General features: G+C 70.6%; 14 protein-coding genes and 1 tRNA gene. 3 read left to right on the forward strand and 12 right to left on the reverse strand.

Annotated features, from left to right (window positions below; all coding sequences use genetic code 11):
• Positions 1 to 3: 3 nt before the first annotated feature.
• Positions 4 to 702 carry an ABC transporter ATP-binding protein gene (locus tag IPJ17_04140; protein QQR74788.1) on the forward strand — a complete coding sequence of 233 codons (699 nt, stop codon included), beginning with the start codon at positions 4 to 6 and terminating at the stop codon, positions 700 to 702.
• The gene (locus IPJ17_04145) at positions 699 to 1,943 is read left to right on the forward strand and encodes an efflux RND transporter periplasmic adaptor subunit (protein ID QQR74789.1); all 1,245 of its coding nucleotides are present in this window, start codon (positions 699 to 701) and stop codon (positions 1,941 to 1,943) included. The genes IPJ17_04140 and IPJ17_04145 overlap by 4 nt, the downstream gene beginning before the upstream one ends.
• A gap of 1 nt (position 1,944) precedes the next feature.
• On the opposite strand, the gene IPJ17_04150 is transcribed toward IPJ17_04145, so the two are convergent.
• The 8 genes from IPJ17_04150 to IPJ17_04185 all read right to left on the reverse strand — a co-directional run bounded on the left by IPJ17_04150 (position 1,945) and on the right by IPJ17_04185 (position 8,840).
• A complete protein-coding gene (locus tag IPJ17_04150; GenBank protein QQR74790.1) occupies positions 1,945 to 2,841 on the reverse strand; it encodes an endonuclease/exonuclease/phosphatase family protein in 897 nt (298 codons plus the stop codon).
• A gap of 2 nt (positions 2,842 to 2,843) precedes the next feature.
• Positions 2,844 to 3,251, reverse strand: coding sequence for an EVE domain-containing protein (locus tag IPJ17_04155; GenBank protein QQR74791.1), 408 nt, complete (start codon positions 3,249 to 3,251; stop codon positions 2,844 to 2,846).
• Between the two features lie 37 nt (positions 3,252 to 3,288).
• Positions 3,289 to 4,548 carry an imidazolonepropionase gene (locus tag IPJ17_04160; protein ID QQR74792.1) on the reverse strand — a complete coding sequence of 420 codons (1,260 nt, stop codon included), beginning with the start codon at positions 4,546 to 4,548 and terminating at the stop codon, positions 3,289 to 3,291.
• A 93-nt stretch (positions 4,549 to 4,641) separates the two neighbouring features.
• Positions 4,642 to 5,142: a DivIVA domain-containing protein gene (locus IPJ17_04165; protein ID QQR74793.1), complete on the reverse strand. Its 501-nt coding sequence runs from the start codon at positions 5,140 to 5,142 to the stop codon at positions 4,642 to 4,644.
• Between the two features lie 9 nt (positions 5,143 to 5,151).
• Positions 5,152 to 5,451 carry a YggT family protein gene (locus IPJ17_04170; GenBank protein ID QQR74794.1) on the reverse strand — a complete coding sequence of 100 codons (300 nt, stop codon included), beginning with the start codon at positions 5,449 to 5,451 and terminating at the stop codon, positions 5,152 to 5,154.
• A gap of 47 nt (positions 5,452 to 5,498) precedes the next feature.
• Entirely contained in the window at positions 5,499 to 7,541 is a 2,043-nt protein-coding gene (locus IPJ17_04175) for a hypothetical protein (protein ID QQR74795.1), read from the reverse strand.
• Positions 7,538 to 8,443 carry an ABC transporter ATP-binding protein gene (locus tag IPJ17_04180; protein ID QQR74796.1) on the reverse strand — a complete coding sequence of 302 codons (906 nt, stop codon included), beginning with the start codon at positions 8,441 to 8,443 and terminating at the stop codon, positions 7,538 to 7,540. The genes IPJ17_04175 and IPJ17_04180 overlap by 4 nt, the downstream gene beginning before the upstream one ends.
• Positions 8,436 to 8,840 carry a GntR family transcriptional regulator gene (locus IPJ17_04185; GenBank protein QQR74797.1) on the reverse strand — a complete coding sequence of 135 codons (405 nt, stop codon included), beginning with the start codon at positions 8,838 to 8,840 and terminating at the stop codon, positions 8,436 to 8,438. The genes IPJ17_04180 and IPJ17_04185 overlap by 8 nt, the downstream gene beginning before the upstream one ends.
• Positions 8,841 to 8,890: 50 nt before the next feature.
• Between IPJ17_04185 and IPJ17_04190 the strand changes: the two genes are divergently transcribed.
• A complete protein-coding gene (locus tag IPJ17_04190) occupies positions 8,891 to 11,932 on the forward strand; it encodes a hypothetical protein (GenBank protein QQR74798.1) in 3,042 nt (1,013 codons plus the stop codon).
• Between the two features lie 42 nt (positions 11,933 to 11,974).
• Here IPJ17_04190 and IPJ17_04195 read toward each other — a convergent pair whose 3' ends face one another.
• From IPJ17_04195 to IPJ17_04210, 4 genes are all read right to left on the reverse strand, one after another.
• Positions 11,975 to 12,682, reverse strand: coding sequence for a YggS family pyridoxal phosphate-dependent enzyme (locus tag IPJ17_04195; protein QQR74799.1), 708 nt, complete (start codon positions 12,680 to 12,682; stop codon positions 11,975 to 11,977).
• A gap of 9 nt (positions 12,683 to 12,691) precedes the next feature.
• Entirely contained in the window at positions 12,692 to 13,138 is a 447-nt protein-coding gene (locus IPJ17_04200) for a ribonuclease HI family protein (GenBank protein QQR74800.1), read from the reverse strand.
• Positions 13,135 to 13,875 (reverse strand): hypothetical protein, encoded by a 741-nt coding sequence (locus IPJ17_04205; protein ID QQR74801.1) that lies wholly within the window; start codon positions 13,873 to 13,875, stop codon positions 13,135 to 13,137. Before IPJ17_04205 ends, IPJ17_04200 begins: the two co-directional genes overlap by 4 nt.
• Positions 13,876 to 14,041: 166 nt before the next feature.
• Positions 14,042 to 14,114, reverse strand: a tRNA-Ile gene (locus tag IPJ17_04210).
• Between the last annotated feature and the right edge of the window lie 63 nt (positions 14,115 to 14,177).

Raw genomic sequence — 14,177 nt, forward strand, 5'->3', positions numbered from 1 at the left:
CCGATGGACGATCGTCATTCGATCCGCCTGCGCCTCGACGGCGTGCGCAAGACCTACGGCGAGGGCGCCGAACGGGTCGAGGCGGTGGCGGGCGTCGACCTCGCCCTCGCCGGCGGCGAGTGCGTGCTGCTGGTCGGACCTTCGGGCAGCGGCAAGACGACGCTGCTCATGCTGATGGGTTGCCTGCTGCGGCCGAGCGCCGGCGGCGCCTGGGTCGACGGGATCGACGTGGCGGGCCTCTCCGAGCGTGACCTCTCGCGGGTGCGGCTCGGTCACCTCGGCTTCGTCTTCCAGGGGTTCAACCTCTTCCCGGCGCTCACCGCGCGGGAGAACGTCGAGCTGGTTCTCAACCTGCGCGGGATCGGCGGCGCGCGGGCGGTCGCCGAAGCGGCGCGCCACCTCGGGCGGGTCGGTCTCGAGCACCGACTGACCCACAAGCCGGCCGATCTCTCGGGCGGCGAGAAACAGCGCGTCGCCGTGGCCCGGGCCCTCGCCGCCGAGGCTCCGATCCTCCTGGCCGACGAGCCGACGGCGAGTCTCGACGGAGTGACCGGCTATCGCGTGACCGAGCTCCTGCGTCGACTGGCGCGCGAAGAGGGGCGTGCGGTGTTCGTCGTCACCCACGATCCGCGCATCGTCGACCTGGGAGACCGCGTGCTGCACATGGAGGACGGACGGATCGTCCACGAGGAGAAGAGATGAATCGGCCTGTTCGATCGACCGTCCGGGCGTTGCTGCCGGTCCTGTTCGCCCTCGCCGCCTGCGGTCACGAAGCGCGTCCCACGGCGCGCGTCGCCCGCGGAGCGCTCCACGACTGGGTGGCGGCGCTCGGGCGGATCGAGGGTCCCGGCGAGCTGGTACGTCTCGGCCCGCGGGTCCCCGGTCGGCTCGCCGAGGTCCGTGTCGCCGAAGGAGAGCGCGTCGAGGCCGGCCAGGTGCTGGCGGTGCTCGAGAACGCCGACGCGCGCGCCCGCCTCGCGGCGGCCGAAGCGCGGCTCGCGCGACTCGAGCGCGGCGGAAGGCCGCAGGAGGTGGCGGCGGCCGAGGCCCGTCTGACGGCGGCACGCGCACGACGCACCGAGGCCGAACGGACCCTCGAACGGAGCGATGCCCTGGCGCGCCAGGGGATCGACTCGACGGCCGTGCTCGATGCGGCGCGCCGGGCCTACGACACGGCACAGGCCGACGCGGTGGCGGCCGAGCGCGAAGCCGAGCTCGTCCGTCTGGCGGCGCGCGACGAGGTCCTCGCCGAGGCGGCGGCCGAGCTCGCGGCGGCGCGTGACGCCGTGCGGGCGACCGAGATCGTGGCCCCGGCGGCCGGGGTGGTGCTCAAGCGCCACCTGCTGCCGGGCGAGACGATCGGCCTCGGCGCCACCGTCGTCCCCGTCGTGACGATGACCACCGCCGGTGCGCGTTGGGTGCGGCTCGAGGTCTCGGAGAGCCAGGTCGGCCGGGTGAAGGTCGGCCAGACGGTCTACACGAGCTGCGACGCCTTCCCGGGGCAGGTCTTCGCGGGCACGGTGCGCTCGGTGGCGCCGGCGATGGGGCGCAAGTCGATCACCGACCCCGATCCGCGGGCGCTGTCGGACACCGAGGTGCAGGAGGTGCGCGCCGAGCTCGGCGCGGACGCCGACGTGCTCCCCTATCAGCTTCGTGTCGATGCGGTGGTGGAGACCGCCGCGGTCGCCGATGCGCTGCTCGTGCCGGTGGAGGCGCTGGAGCTCGACGGCGCCGATCGCGCCCGGGCGCGGGTGCGGCGCGACGGCGTGTGGCGTGAGGTGACGGTGGGGCTCGGAGCGCTCAACGAACGGTTCGCCGAAGCGACCGACGGTCTCGTCGCCGGCGACGAGGTCGAGCTGCGCGAACCGGCAGCTCCGGCGACCGGGGCGCCGCTCGCCGGACCGCCGCGGGTCCCGCGCCGTTCGGCGGGGACGGGAAGCTGACTCAGAGGACGGCTGAGGGATCGGTCGGCGTGGCGCGGCGAGCGGTCGGTCGCCGGGCGCGCGAGACGCGAACCCTTCCCGGAGTCTCGCGCACCCGGCTCCCCGGCTGGCGCCGGCGAACCTCCGCGACGACCCCCAGGTGGTCGGAGAGGTGATCGTCGAGCGTCCGATAGGCGGCGAACTCGAGCTCGTCGGAGACCAGGATCCAGTCGAGGCAGACGACCGGACGCCGGGCCGGGAAGGTGGGCCGCATCTCGCCGACGAACGGCTGCAGCGAGAGCTCGCGCGCCAGCAGCATGAGCGCGCCGCGCTCTCGCCCCCACTCGCAGTTGAAGTCGCCGAGGATGACCAGCGGATGGGTCCGGTGCCGCACGTGCTCGACGAGCTGCTCGACCTGCCGCCGGCGGACCGAGGGATAGAGAAAGTCGAGATGCACCGACACCAGCCCGACCGGGCCGCCGCCGTCCGGCAGCTCGGCCGTGGCGGTGACGAACCCCTTGGTGTCGCGCCAGCTTTCGCGGAACGCCTGCGAGTGGGGGTCGGCGAGCGGTAGGCGCGAGAGCAGCGCCGTCCCGTACTCGAGTCCGACATCGAGGCCGCGCCAGCCGACCGAGAGACGTTGGTGGTCGCCGCGGAAGGAGTGGTCGTAGCCGGCGAGCCGGGAGAGCGTGTGGATGTGGTCGAAACGACCGCTCCACAGCGACGGTCCGTCGGCCTCCTGCAGCGCCACGACGTCCGGGCTCTCGCGACGCAGGACGGCGGCGATGTGGTGGAGGTTCGCCGAAAGCGTCGAGCGGCGAAGCAGCGCCTGGTGCCGCGAGCGGCGCCTGCCGTGGGCCATGTTGAGAGTGAGCAGCCGCAGACGCGGGGCGTCCACGGACCACGGGGCGTGGTGCATGCTCAGAGCCCGCCGAGCTCGAGCAGCCGCGCGCGCAGCGGTTCGGGCACCGGCATCACCGAAAGGCGCGAGTTGCGCACCAGGTCGAACTCGCGGAAGGCGGGATCGGCCTTGATCTCGCCGAGGCTCACGACTTCGGGGAGCCGTCGGACCGGCTCCAGGTCGACCACCACGCGGCGCCCCTCGGCGTCGCTCGGGTCGGGGTAGGGGTCCGAGGCGATCCGCGCCAAGCCGACCACCGACTTCTCGTCGCCGGTGTGGTAGACGAGCGCCTCGTCGCCGGCGCGCGCAGCGCGCAGGTGCTTCTGGGCGAGGGCGTTGCTGACCCCCTCCCAGACGGTGCGACCGTCGCGCGCGAGATCCCCGAAGCTGTAGCTTCCGGGCTCGGTCTTCAGCAGCCAGCAGGCCATCGCGTCTCGATTCTAGGTCATGCGGCCGCGGCGGGCGTCAGGTGGCGAGGTGGACGACTCGCCCGCCTTTGACGACTGCGCGAACCGGGTTGACACCGAAGTGGTAGGCGAGGTGAAAGAGGTTCGGGGCGTCGAGCAGCACGAGGTCGGCGCGCTTGCCCTCTTCGAGCGAGCCGATCTCGGCGCCTAGACCGAGCGAGCAGGCGGCGTTGAGGGTGGCGGCGGTGAGCGCCTCCTCGATCGACAGCCGCAGCTCGAAAACGGCGAGCGTCAGGATCGTCGGCATCGATTCGGTGTTGCAAGATCCGGGATTGCAGTCGGTGGCGAGCGCCACCGGCACACCGCGTGCGACGAGCGTGCGGGCCGGCGCATAGACGTGCTTCATCAGGAAGAAGCTGGTGCCCGGCAACAGGATGGCGACCACGCCGGCCGCGGCCAGCGCGTCGATGCCGCGCTCGGAGACGGCCATCAGATGGTCGGCCGAGAGTGCTCCGAGCTCGGCGGCCAGCTCGGCGCCGCCGGAGTCGACGAACTCGTCGGCGTGGAGGCGCGGCGCGAGGCCGTGCTCGCGACCCGCCTCGAGGATGCGCCGCGACTCGTCGGCGGAGAAGACGCCGCGCTCGCAGAAGACGTCGCAGAACCGCGCCAGCCTCTCGGCGGCCACTGCCGGGACGATCTCCGAGCAGACGATCTCGACGTAACGCGCGCGATCGTCGCGATGCTCGGGTGGCACCTCGTGAGCGGCCAGCAGCGTCGGCACCAGCTCGACCGGCTGGGTTCCCGCGGCGCGGCGGATCGCCGCGAGCTGCTTGAGCTCGTCGACGAGCGACAGTCCGTAGCCGCTCTTGGCCTCGGCCGTCGTGGTGCCGCAGGCGAGCATCCGGGCGAGCCGCGGGCGCATCGCGGCGGCAAGCTCGTCGGCGGAAGCCCCGCGGGTCGAGCGCACGGTGGAGAGGATGCCGCCGCCCGCCTCGGCAATTTCCTGATAGCTCCTGCCGGCGAGTCGCATGGCGAACTCGTGCTCCCGGCTACCGGCCCACGGGAGGTGGGTGTGTGGGTCGACGAAGCCGGGCACCAGCGTGCCGCCGCCCCCGTCGAGGCGAGGCGTGTCGGGGAGCTCGCCGAGACGCGCCAGGCGCTCCTCGCGCGGTCCGAGAAAAGCGATCCGTCCGTCGCGGCAAAGCAGCTCGGCGTTCTGGAAACGACGCACGGCCCCCTGCGCGGGTCCGGCCTGGGGTGCCGTGCCGAGCGGCGTGGCGATCTCGGCGAGGTTCTCGATCAGCAGGTCGTGGCTCACCGGCTGATTATGCGGGAGGAAGGGCGTCGCTGGGGACGGCGGCGGGCGCGAAGGGCGGACGGGCTTCTCGCGCCGACGCGAACCGCCCGCCGCTCAGGCCTGCCGGCGAACGCGCGGCAGGGTGTGGACCGAGGCGGTGTGCAGATCGTCCTCTTCGTCGGTCTCGACCATCTGCCGATAGAGATCGAGCGCGTTGCGCAGGCGCATCCGCAGCTCCTTGCGCTGCAGCCGCAGCTCCTGGATCTTCGCCTCGATCCGCTGTGCCTGCTCGAGCGCCTGCTCGACGATCTTGTCGGCCGCGAGCTCGGCCTCCTTGATCAGCAGCTGCGCCTCCTTGTGGGAGGCCGCGACGATCTCCTCGGAGAGCTTCTGACCGCGCACCAGCGTCTCCTGCAACTGGTGCTCGCGCTCCTCGGCCTCCCGCAGCCGGTCGGCGAAGAAGCGGTTCTCCCGCTCCAGGTGATCGATGCGGGCGATTCGGCTGGCGAGCTCCTCCGCGACCAGGGCGAGGAAGCCCTGCACCTCGTCCGGGTCGAGGCCCTTGCGGCGCTCGGAGAACTGGGTCTTCTGGATGTCGAGGGGGGTCAGGCTCATGGTGCCTCCTCAGAAGATCGCCGGCCGCAGGGCGAGCGAATAGACGAGGCCGTACTTGAGAAGTTGAATGACGAGGATCACCAGCATCGGCGAGAGGTCGAGCCCGCCGAGCTTGTGCGGGGGGACGAGCCGGCGCAACGGCCGCAACACCGGCTCGGTCAGCCGGGCGAGCAGCCGGACGATCGGGTTGTACGGGTCGGGGCTCACCCAGGAGAGGAGCGCCCGGATGATGATCACCCAGGTGTAGAGGTCGAGCAGCGCGAAGAGCAGGCGCAGCAGGCCGAAACCGTATCCCGTCGCGAGCCCCATGGGACGCCAGACTGTAGCACGCACGCCGAGGTGCGGCGTGAATTCCTTCACTCGCGAGCGAAGCCGCCGAGCTCGGCGGTGAGCCAGACGCGCTGGCTCTCTTTCCGCGGATCGATCTCGACCACGCGGCCGCGCCCGTCGACGAAGAGCGCGCGCGTGCCGAGCGGTGCGCTGCGCAGCGCCGGGAGGATCGCCCGCAGACCCTCCCCGAGCGTGCGGATCTCGCCGGTGGCAAGGTGCACGGCGACCGCCCGCCAGGAAAGCGGCGCGCCGCGCGGATCGGCGAGGTTGCGGACCTCCAGAGAATTCGGCGGGAGCGGCGGCTCGGCGTCGGCGCTCACGCTGGCGACGAGGACCTCCCCGCGAGCGGCGACGGCGGCGAAGCGCGCGACTCCCGGCAGAGCGATGTCGTGCACCTCCCCGGTGGCGGGCTCGAGCCAGTGCAGGATGAGCCCCTCGTGAGATCGCCGAGTCCAGATGGCGCGCTCGTCCGGGAGCCAGGTGGGAAGCGCGGTCGCGCTGGCGAGCGAGGGTGCGAGGAGCGAGGGCATCCCCGGCTCGACCCGGAAAATGCCGAGCGCCTCCGAGGACACCGCTCGCCAGTCACGGAGCCAGGGCCGAATCGCGACGAGACCTCCGCGGGGGGAGAGCGACGTCGCGTAGCCGCCGATCGTGTTGTCGTCGAGCGGCGCCAGGGCGACGCGACCGACGTCTCGGATCAAGGCACGATCGAAGTCGATGCGCCGGGCCTGGAGGGAGCGGGAGCGGGATCCCGACGCCTGGGCTTCCGAGACGAGACGCGCGACGACGAGCGAGGTCTTGTCGACGAACCGCGACTCCCATCCCGGATAGCCGAAGTGGTCGAACCCGGGCAAAGGGAACGTCCGGGTGACGCTTCCATCCTGTGTGCGCAGAAGCGTTGCGCGGCCGGAGGATAGCGTCGCGAGATTCACTCCGTCAGGAGAGAAGGCGAGAGCCGAGTCGACGACCCGGTCGGCGGGCATCTGCAGGGCGATCGGTGCAGCTCGGTCGTGGGTCTCGGCAAGGAAACGCGCGTAGCCATCCCCACTCGGCCCGAACCAGGTCATCGCGTTGCCTGACGGGGCGGCGATGACGGACAGGGCCTCCCTCCAGGTGGAATCGACATCGAACCCCAAGTGCCGGCAATCCCCGGACGACTCCTCGCACACGAAGAGCCCATGGAGATCGCTCCGACCGCTCAGGCCACCGGACAGAGCGAACCAACGGGCCTCGGCGGGCGCGATGACCCGAGTCGTGTCGAGCCGCAGGCGGTCGGGGCCGGGGTGGAGCGTCGACCAGCCGTAGGCGCCGAGTGCGCTCGTTGCCAGGCCAAGGGCACACCAGAGCGTCAGCGAGAAGAGCCGGTGGGTGTGGGCGAGATCGGCTCGCCCGCGGCGCAGAGAGACGAACCCGGCCAGGACGAGTGCCAGCAGGAGTGCCAGCGCGAAGAGCAGGCCGACGGCGATCCGGGTGACCAGGGCACCCGCCCAGAAAAGCCGTGACCCCGTGGCGCCGAGAGCGGACCCGACCGCGGCCAGACCGAGGAGATCCAAGGCGAGCCAGCGTGAGCGAGACCGCTCGAGGAGGCCCAGTCCCTGGCCAAGGAAGAAGACCAGCGCCAGAGCGAGGAGCGCGAAGAGGAGGTAGACGCGAGGAGTCCCCGGGGCGTGGGCGATGGAGATCGAGTCGATGGTGTGCCAGCCGAGATCACCGGTCAGCGTCGTCGGGAAGAGCGCCAGGAGGACGGAAGCGTAGATCGCGACGAGGGCCGCTGCATTCCGTCCGAGCCAGAGCGCGGTCGCCGACACGGGACGGCAGAGCCAATAGCGAAGTCGTCCCGAAGCGAGCTCGGGAGCGAACAGGGAGCTGCCGATGCCGATCGCGAGCAGAAAGCCGAGTGTTCCGGCGATCGCCAGGGCCGTGGCGCCGCGGACGTCGGCGGGTGAGGCGCCTCCGCGGGGATAGAGCCCGACCGCCGCGAATGGGATCAGCCCGGCCACCAGCGCGAGCAGCAGAAATCGGCGGCGAGCAGCGAGCTCGTCACGGAAGACAGCGACGGCAGCCCTCATGCGGCGCTCCTTTCGTGCTCGTCGATCTGCAGGCGGAAGATCTCGTCGAGAGGAAGCGGCTCGAGGCGAATCTCCTGCCTGCTCTGGAGCTCGTCGTTCCGCTCGTCGGGGAACGCGCTGACCAACCACTCGTGTCCCCACGCGGTCTGGCGCTCGCCGAGCGGATGCCAGGCGGTGACAAGTTCGTTGGAAGTGTCGAGTGGCAGGGTGACGCGGCGATGCCGCGCGCGGAGCGCTTCGAGCGGCTCGTCGAGCAGCAGCCGGCCCTGGTGGAGGAATCCGACGCGATCGGCGAAACGTCCGACGGCGTCGAGGTCGTGGGTGGCGAGGAGCACCGTCGTCGGCCGCTCGGCGAGCGTTTCGACGAGCGCATCGAGCACCGAGCGGCGCGCCACCGGGTCGAGGCCGAGCGTCGGATCGTCGAGAATCAGCACGCGGGGGCGGGGAGAGAGCGCGAGGGCGACGAGCGTCTTCTGGCCGCGAGAGAGCTTGCCGAAGGGACGATCGAGTGGGACGCGCTCGCGCGCCAGCGCGGCGGTGAAGAGCTCGTCGTCCCAGGCCTTGTAGATCCGCGAGGCGAAGGTGCCGAGCGCGCGCACGGTGCGATCGGACGGGGCTTCCGGCTCCTCCGGGACGACGCCGACGTGCTGCATGAGCTCGGCGCTCTGGCGCCAGGGGTCGCGTCCCAGGAGGAGGCATTGGCCCGCTTCGGGGCGGCGCAGGCCGAGCAGCGCGCGCAGGAGCGAGGACTTCCCGGCACCGTTGCGCCCGAGCAGGGCGTAGACGCTCCCCGCCGCGATGTCGAGGTCGAGGTGATCGACCGCGAGGACCTTTCCGAAGCGGACCGTGAGGCTGCGAATCGAGATCGGAGAAGCACCCGGCGTGGGCACGGGGTCAGTCATCGGCGGCCTCCTCTTCGGGACGGGGAAGCGCTTCCTCCCAGGCCGCGGCAAGCGCGCTGCGGGCCTCCGGGAGCTCGACGCGCAGCGAGCGGGCGAGCGCGGCGAAGCGCCGCGCGCCCGCGGCGAGCTGTCGCTCCCGTTCGCGCGTCGAAAGACGGGGCAAGCTCGCGGCGACAAAGGTCCCCTCGCCGCGCCGCACCGCGAAGAGGCCGCGATCGGTCAGACGCTGGTAGGCCTTGGCCACCGTCGCCGGATTCACCGCCATCTCGCGCGCCAGCTCGCGCACCGACGGGATCGCGCTGCCGGCAGCGAGCATCCCGCCGGCGACGAGCTGCGCGAACCCCTCCTCGATCTGCCGCCAGATCGGTCGCGAGTCGTTGGGGTCGAGGCTCAGCATGGCGTCGCGTCCGAGACTTACTGTACTAGTACTGCGATACATCAGTCAACGTGCGCCCTCCGCGGCGGGTGGCGCCTCCGTCGTGTTACCGTAGGTGTATTCATCGGGGGAGACGAGCCATGCGCACGCAGATCGCTGTTGCGCTACTGCTCCTGACGGCAACGGTGGTCGAGGGCGAAGAGGCCCATCTGCTCGCCGACTTGAACCAGGACTTCGCGTCGGCCACCGGGTCGACGCCCTGGTTCTATTCGGCACTTCCCGACGCGGTCGTCTTCACCGCCCGCTCGCTGCCCGGCGAGTGGGGCCACCACCAGCTCTGGCGCAGTGATGGCACTCCGCAGGGGACCTTCCCCATCGCCGAGATCTGCGACTCCGACGGTGGCATCGATCGGACCGAGCTCTTGGGTGTCGTCGGAGGAGTCGCGCTCTTCCGCTTTCACAGCTGTCTGCCCGAGCAGCCCTCTGGGCTCTGGAGCAGCGATGGCACCGCCGCGGGGACCTACTCGCTCGTCGTTGCCGGTCGCGGCAATCCGCTCTCCTACCCGGGCGGTGTCAACGCAACCAGAGCGACCGTGCTGGGCGACCAGCTCTTCTTCACGAGCCTGGAGCCGGACTCGGACCGACACGAGCTCTGGCGCACGGACGGGACGCGCGCGGGCACCCAGCGTGTGGCCGTCTTCAATCAGACAATCGAGACGAGCAACGTGGCGGCTTTCGTCGCGGTCGGAGATCGACTCGTCCTCGTCCTCGACGGCACGACCCGATACGAAGTGTGGAGGAGCGACGGGATGACCGCCGGGACGGTTCTCGCGGAGGACCGGCTGAGCCTGCGCGGGCAGACATTCGCCGCTTCGGGCACCCACCTGTTCTCCTCGGCCGGGCAGCGACCGTTGCATCTCCTCGCGCTTGACGGCAAGGTCGGCGGCATCGAGCTCGTCTGGTACGCACCGGAGGTTTCGTCGATCTCGAGCCCGATCCGGTCCGCCACGGGCATCGCCTTTATCGCTTCGTACGACTACGAGCCGCGGACCCAGATCTGGCACAGCAACGGTCTGCCCGGCGGAACGGTCGCGTGGACCGGGGAGTTCCCGTCCTCGCAGCGAATTCACTCCAGCGCCGAAGGAGCTCCGACGCTCGCCTTCCTGGGTTCGCACCTCTTCTTCCTGGCCGACCGCTCCGAAAACGAGGTCGGGCTCTACATGACGAACGGGAGTGCCGACAGCGTTCTCCTGGTCGAAACGCTCCCTCAGCGCCCAGGGCAACCAGATCCCTGGGTCTTCGCGCTCGGCGACAAGCTGTTCTTTCCCCGAGCCGACGACGATGGCCTCGAGCTCTGGGTATCCAATGGGAATTCAGGGGACGGCCGAAAGGTCATCGATGCCTGCGCGGGTGAATGCGATGCAAGGCCGGGCACTCCGGTTGCCTTCGGAACGCGGCTCTTCTGGACCGCTCGCGAGACGGGAGGCGGCAAGAGCCTGTGGGTCACGGACGTCACGACGATGGAGTCGACGCGCCTCGCGCACGGCCTGCAGCGGTTCGGCTGCTCGAGGTTTTCCGAGGACAACCTCGAGCTCTACCCGGCCGCGGGCCGCTGGCACTTCTCGGCCAAAGACTTCCTGCACGGTTGCGAGCCCTGGGCCGCGCGCGAGGCGCTTGATTCGGGGGCGCTCGCCCGCGATCTTCTGGTCGACAAGCCAGGGCTGGGCGGCATCATGCCTGCGGTATCCCAGGGCTCGGCGACCTACTTGGTCGCCCGTCGCGGACCGCCCAGTTGGGGCGATCTCGTCGTGGCAACCGACGGTCTCTCGCCAACAGAGGTTGTCTTCGAGGGCGCCCAGCACAGGTGTAGCCTCACCTACTCCAACTCCCTCCCGGACGTGGTCCCTACGCAACGCGCTGTTCTGTTCGTGGAGGACGAGTGCTGGTCGTTCGCCGTTCACGCGCGCGAGCGTGGTGCAAGCACGGACTTTCAGCTGTTCGGGCCGGCGAGGCCGGATCGCCCCGAGGTGAAACGAGTCATTCCCGCGCCTTCCCGTGCTGGCGCCTATCTCCAGAGCGGTGTCGACCAGCGAGGCCTCTGGTTCACGGACGGAACCGAAGCCGGTACGACCTTCGTCGCGGAGCTTCCGCCGGTCGACTGGTTTATGGGCTGGATCGATGAGCGGGTGCTTGTCTGGAGCGCTTGGGCAGCCGGCGGAGCGGATCTCGTCCTCTTCGACACCGTGTCGCGGCAAGTCACCCGGATCGCCGGTCCACGACAGGGGTCGAGCTCCCTCTACCCCAGCTACCCGGTAGCTCATGGACCGCTCTACTTCGGCACAAGCTCGTCTCGGCCCGGGGAATACGGCCTCTGGCGCACGGATGGAACCCAGGAGGGAACGCGGGCCGTCTACCAGACGCCCAGCGGAGAGCAACTCCTCGAGGCATCGACCTTTGGCTCGGGCCTCGTCTTTTCGGTCCGCCGCAGCGACGGGCGCATCGAGCTGCGGTGGAGCCGTGGAGAGTCGCTGGCGGTGGAGGTGCTCTGGAGCATGAGCGAGGCCCCGCCGAGCATGCTCTCCGGGTTGTATCCGCGAGTGTTCGACAACGGGTTGCTCTTCCATGGGTGGGATCCCGTGCACGGGTCGGAGCTCTGGCTCTTCGATCCGCGGACCAGCCAGGCGACGCGTCTGACGGATGCTCCGGGAGACTACGGGCCGTCACTCGTCGGCGTGGGTCGTTGGCTCGCCTATTTCGAGCTGACCAGCGAGCAGCAGCAGCGCGAGCTTTGGCGAACCGATGGCACGACCGCGGGCACGATCCGGCTCGGAGACTGGCAGTATGGTTGGGCCTGGGATGGGTCGCTGGCGATCGTCGACGAGCGGCTCTACTACACCTTCGACGATGGCATCCACGGCGAGGAAATCTGGACCTCCGACGGGAGCCCCGGAGGAACGCGGCTACTCGCGGACGTCGTCCCCGGCGCCACCGGTTCCCAGCCGTCGAGCTTCACGGCGGCCAACCACGCCCTCTACTTCCTCGCCGACGACGGCATTCACGGCCGCGAGATCTGGACGATTCCGGCCGGTCACGCCCCGCCGCGGCGTCGGTAGTCATCGAAGGAGAAGGCCGCACTCTCCTCGAGCGGTGCAACCTCAGGAGCTCTCGCGCACCTGCCGCGCACCGAAAAGCGCGGTGCCGATGCGGACGTGGGTGGCACCTTCTTCGATGGCGACTTCGAAGTCGTCGCTCATGCCCATCGAGAGGAGGCCGGGGAAGCGCTCAGGGCCAAGCGCGGTGGCCACGTCGTCTCGCAGCGATCGGAGTTGGACGAACCAGGGGCGCGAAGCTTCGGGGTCGTCGCCGAATGGCGGGATCGCCATCAGGCCGACGAGGCGCAGGTGCTCGAGGGGGGCGAGCTCGCGCGCGGCGGCGAGGACCTCGTCCGGGTCGAAGCCGTGCTTGGTGGGCTCGGCGCCGAGGTTCACTTCGAGAAAGCCGCGAGCGTCGAGCCCGGCCCGTGCGGCCTCGCGCTCGAGGTCGAGCGCGATCGACAAGCGGTCGACGGCGTGGAAGGTGCGGTAGAGGCGGAGGGCGGCGCGGACCTTGTTCGACTGCAGCGGCCCCAGGAGGTGCCACGCGATCTCGGCCGGGAGGAGCTCGGCCTTGGCCAAGCCCTCCTGCACGCGGTTCTCACCGAAGTCGCGGAGGCCGGCGTCGAACGCCGCGCGCAACGAGTCGACCGGCTGCACCTTGCTCGCCCCGACGAGGGTGACCGTGGAGCGAGCCCGCCCGGCGCGGGCGCAGGCGGCGGCGATGCGGGCCTCGATCGCGGCGAGCGAGTCGGCGATCGCAAGCGGCACGGTCGAGCCTCAGCGCGGCGGCAGGAGCGAACGATCGAGACAGCCCGGCAGCGGCAGCCGCTCGTCGATCGCGCGGTTGGCGAGCCGATCGGCCTCGCGATTCTGTTCGCGCGGCACGTGGCGGAGCCGGAAGTGGGCGATGCGCCGCTTCATCGCCTGCACGCCGAGGAAGATCGGCTGGAGATGCGGGGCGCGCACCTTGTAGGCACCGGCGACCTGCTTGACGACCAGTTCGCTGTCGCTCGCCACCTCGAGGCGCGGGAGCCCGAGCTCGAGGGCACGGCCGAGCAGCGTGGCCAGCGCGGCGTACTCGGCGACGTTGTTGGTCGTCGAGCCGAGGTAGCCGCCGATCTCTTCCCGTCCGCCGGCATGCTCGAGAATCACCCCGAAACCCGCCGGGCCGGGATTGCCGCGCGCGCCGCCGTCGACCCAGGCGCGCGCCGCCGGCTCGCTCAAGCCCCCTCCTCCGGGGTGAGCAGCCGCTTGCAGCTCTCGCACTGGACGATGATGCCGGAGCCGCGGATCTCCATCGCCACCTGTGGGCGCACCTGATAGTGGCAGCTGCCGCAGTGCCAGAGGCTCACGCCGCTGCCGGCGCGCTCGACGCGACGCACCGGGGCGGTCGCGTCCCCCTTGAGGCGTTCGAAGATCCGCTCGAACTGGCGCAGCACCGGCTTGGGCAGCTGCTCGCGCAGCCCGTCGATGCGGCTCTTGAGCTCGGCGAGCTTGGCGGCGAGCTGGGGCTTCTCCTGCTCCCAGCGGGAGAGCCCTTCGGCGTAGCGACGGTCGAGGTCGGCGAACGCCTCGCGCCGCGAGGCGACCTCGCGCTCGGCCCCCTCGAGCTTTTCGACCGCCGCGAGCGCCTGCTCCTCGAGCTTGCGCAGCGCCACCTTGGCGTGGTCGATCTCCTGCAACAGGGCGCCGTACTCGCGCTGGTTGCGCACCAGGGTCATCTGCTGCTGGTAGTGCTTGAGCTTCTCCTGACTCTCGGCGATCGCCGTCTCGGCATCGCGACGCTCCTTGCCGGCGGTCTCCGCGACGGCCTGCAAGGCGTCGACCTCACCCTTGGCCTTGCTGTACTCGGCGTGGAGCTCGGTCATCCATTCGGGGAGCCCGGAGAGGATCGTCTCCGTGGCCCGGGCTTCCACAAGGTTGTTCTGCAGTGCGACGACGACTTCCAGAGGGCTGGTCATTTCGGGCATCCTGAAGCCCCGGCCCGGCACGGCGAGAGGCCGCACCGCAGCGAACGAGGCGATGGAGATCGAGCGGGAGCTCGGAAAGGAACTGCCGGAGCGGCGGCGGAAGCGGGGAGTGGCTGCGAGTCGGCTTCCATCAAGTCGGCCGGGTGACTCGGCGGTGTGGGCCCACCTGGATTTGAACCAGGGACCCTCCGGTTATGAGCCGGGTGCTCTAACCGCTGAGCTATGGACCCATGGCGGCGACACGGCCGTTGGCCGCCGCGAGCTTTCACTATAGCACCCGTCGCCAGCGTGGT

This window comes from Holophagales bacterium (genome assembly GCA_016699405.1).
Lineage (GTDB): Bacteria > Acidobacteriota > Thermoanaerobaculia > Multivoradales > JAGPDF01 > JAAYLR01.

Coding starts and splice junctions, on each gene's coding strand:
- IPJ17_04150 (QQR74790.1), bottom strand. CDS start 2,841: ATGCACCACGCCCCGTGGTCCGTGGACGCCCCGCGTCTGCGGCTGCTC.
- IPJ17_04180 (QQR74796.1), bottom strand. CDS start 8,443: ATGACTGACCCCGTGCCCACGCCGGGTGCTTCTCCGATCTCGATTCGC.
- IPJ17_04185 (QQR74797.1), bottom strand. CDS start 8,840: ATGCTGAGCCTCGACCCCAACGACTCGCGACCGATCTGGCGGCAGATC.
- IPJ17_04140 (QQR74788.1), top strand. CDS start 4: ATGGACGATCGTCATTCGATCCGCCTGCGCCTCGACGGCGTGCGCAAG.
- IPJ17_04205 (QQR74801.1), bottom strand. CDS start 13,875: ATGACCAGCCCTCTGGAAGTCGTCGTCGCACTGCAGAACAACCTTGTG.
- IPJ17_04165 (QQR74793.1), bottom strand. CDS start 5,142: ATGAGCCTGACCCCCCTCGACATCCAGAAGACCCAGTTCTCCGAGCGC.
- IPJ17_04175 (QQR74795.1), bottom strand. CDS start 7,541: ATGAGGGCTGCCGTCGCTGTCTTCCGTGACGAGCTCGCTGCTCGCCGC.
- IPJ17_04170 (QQR74794.1), bottom strand. CDS start 5,451: ATGGGGCTCGCGACGGGATACGGTTTCGGCCTGCTGCGCCTGCTCTTC.
- IPJ17_04155 (QQR74791.1), bottom strand. CDS start 3,251: ATGGCCTGCTGGCTGCTGAAGACCGAGCCCGGAAGCTACAGCTTCGGG.
- IPJ17_04145 (QQR74789.1), top strand. CDS start 699: ATGAATCGGCCTGTTCGATCGACCGTCCGGGCGTTGCTGCCGGTCCTG.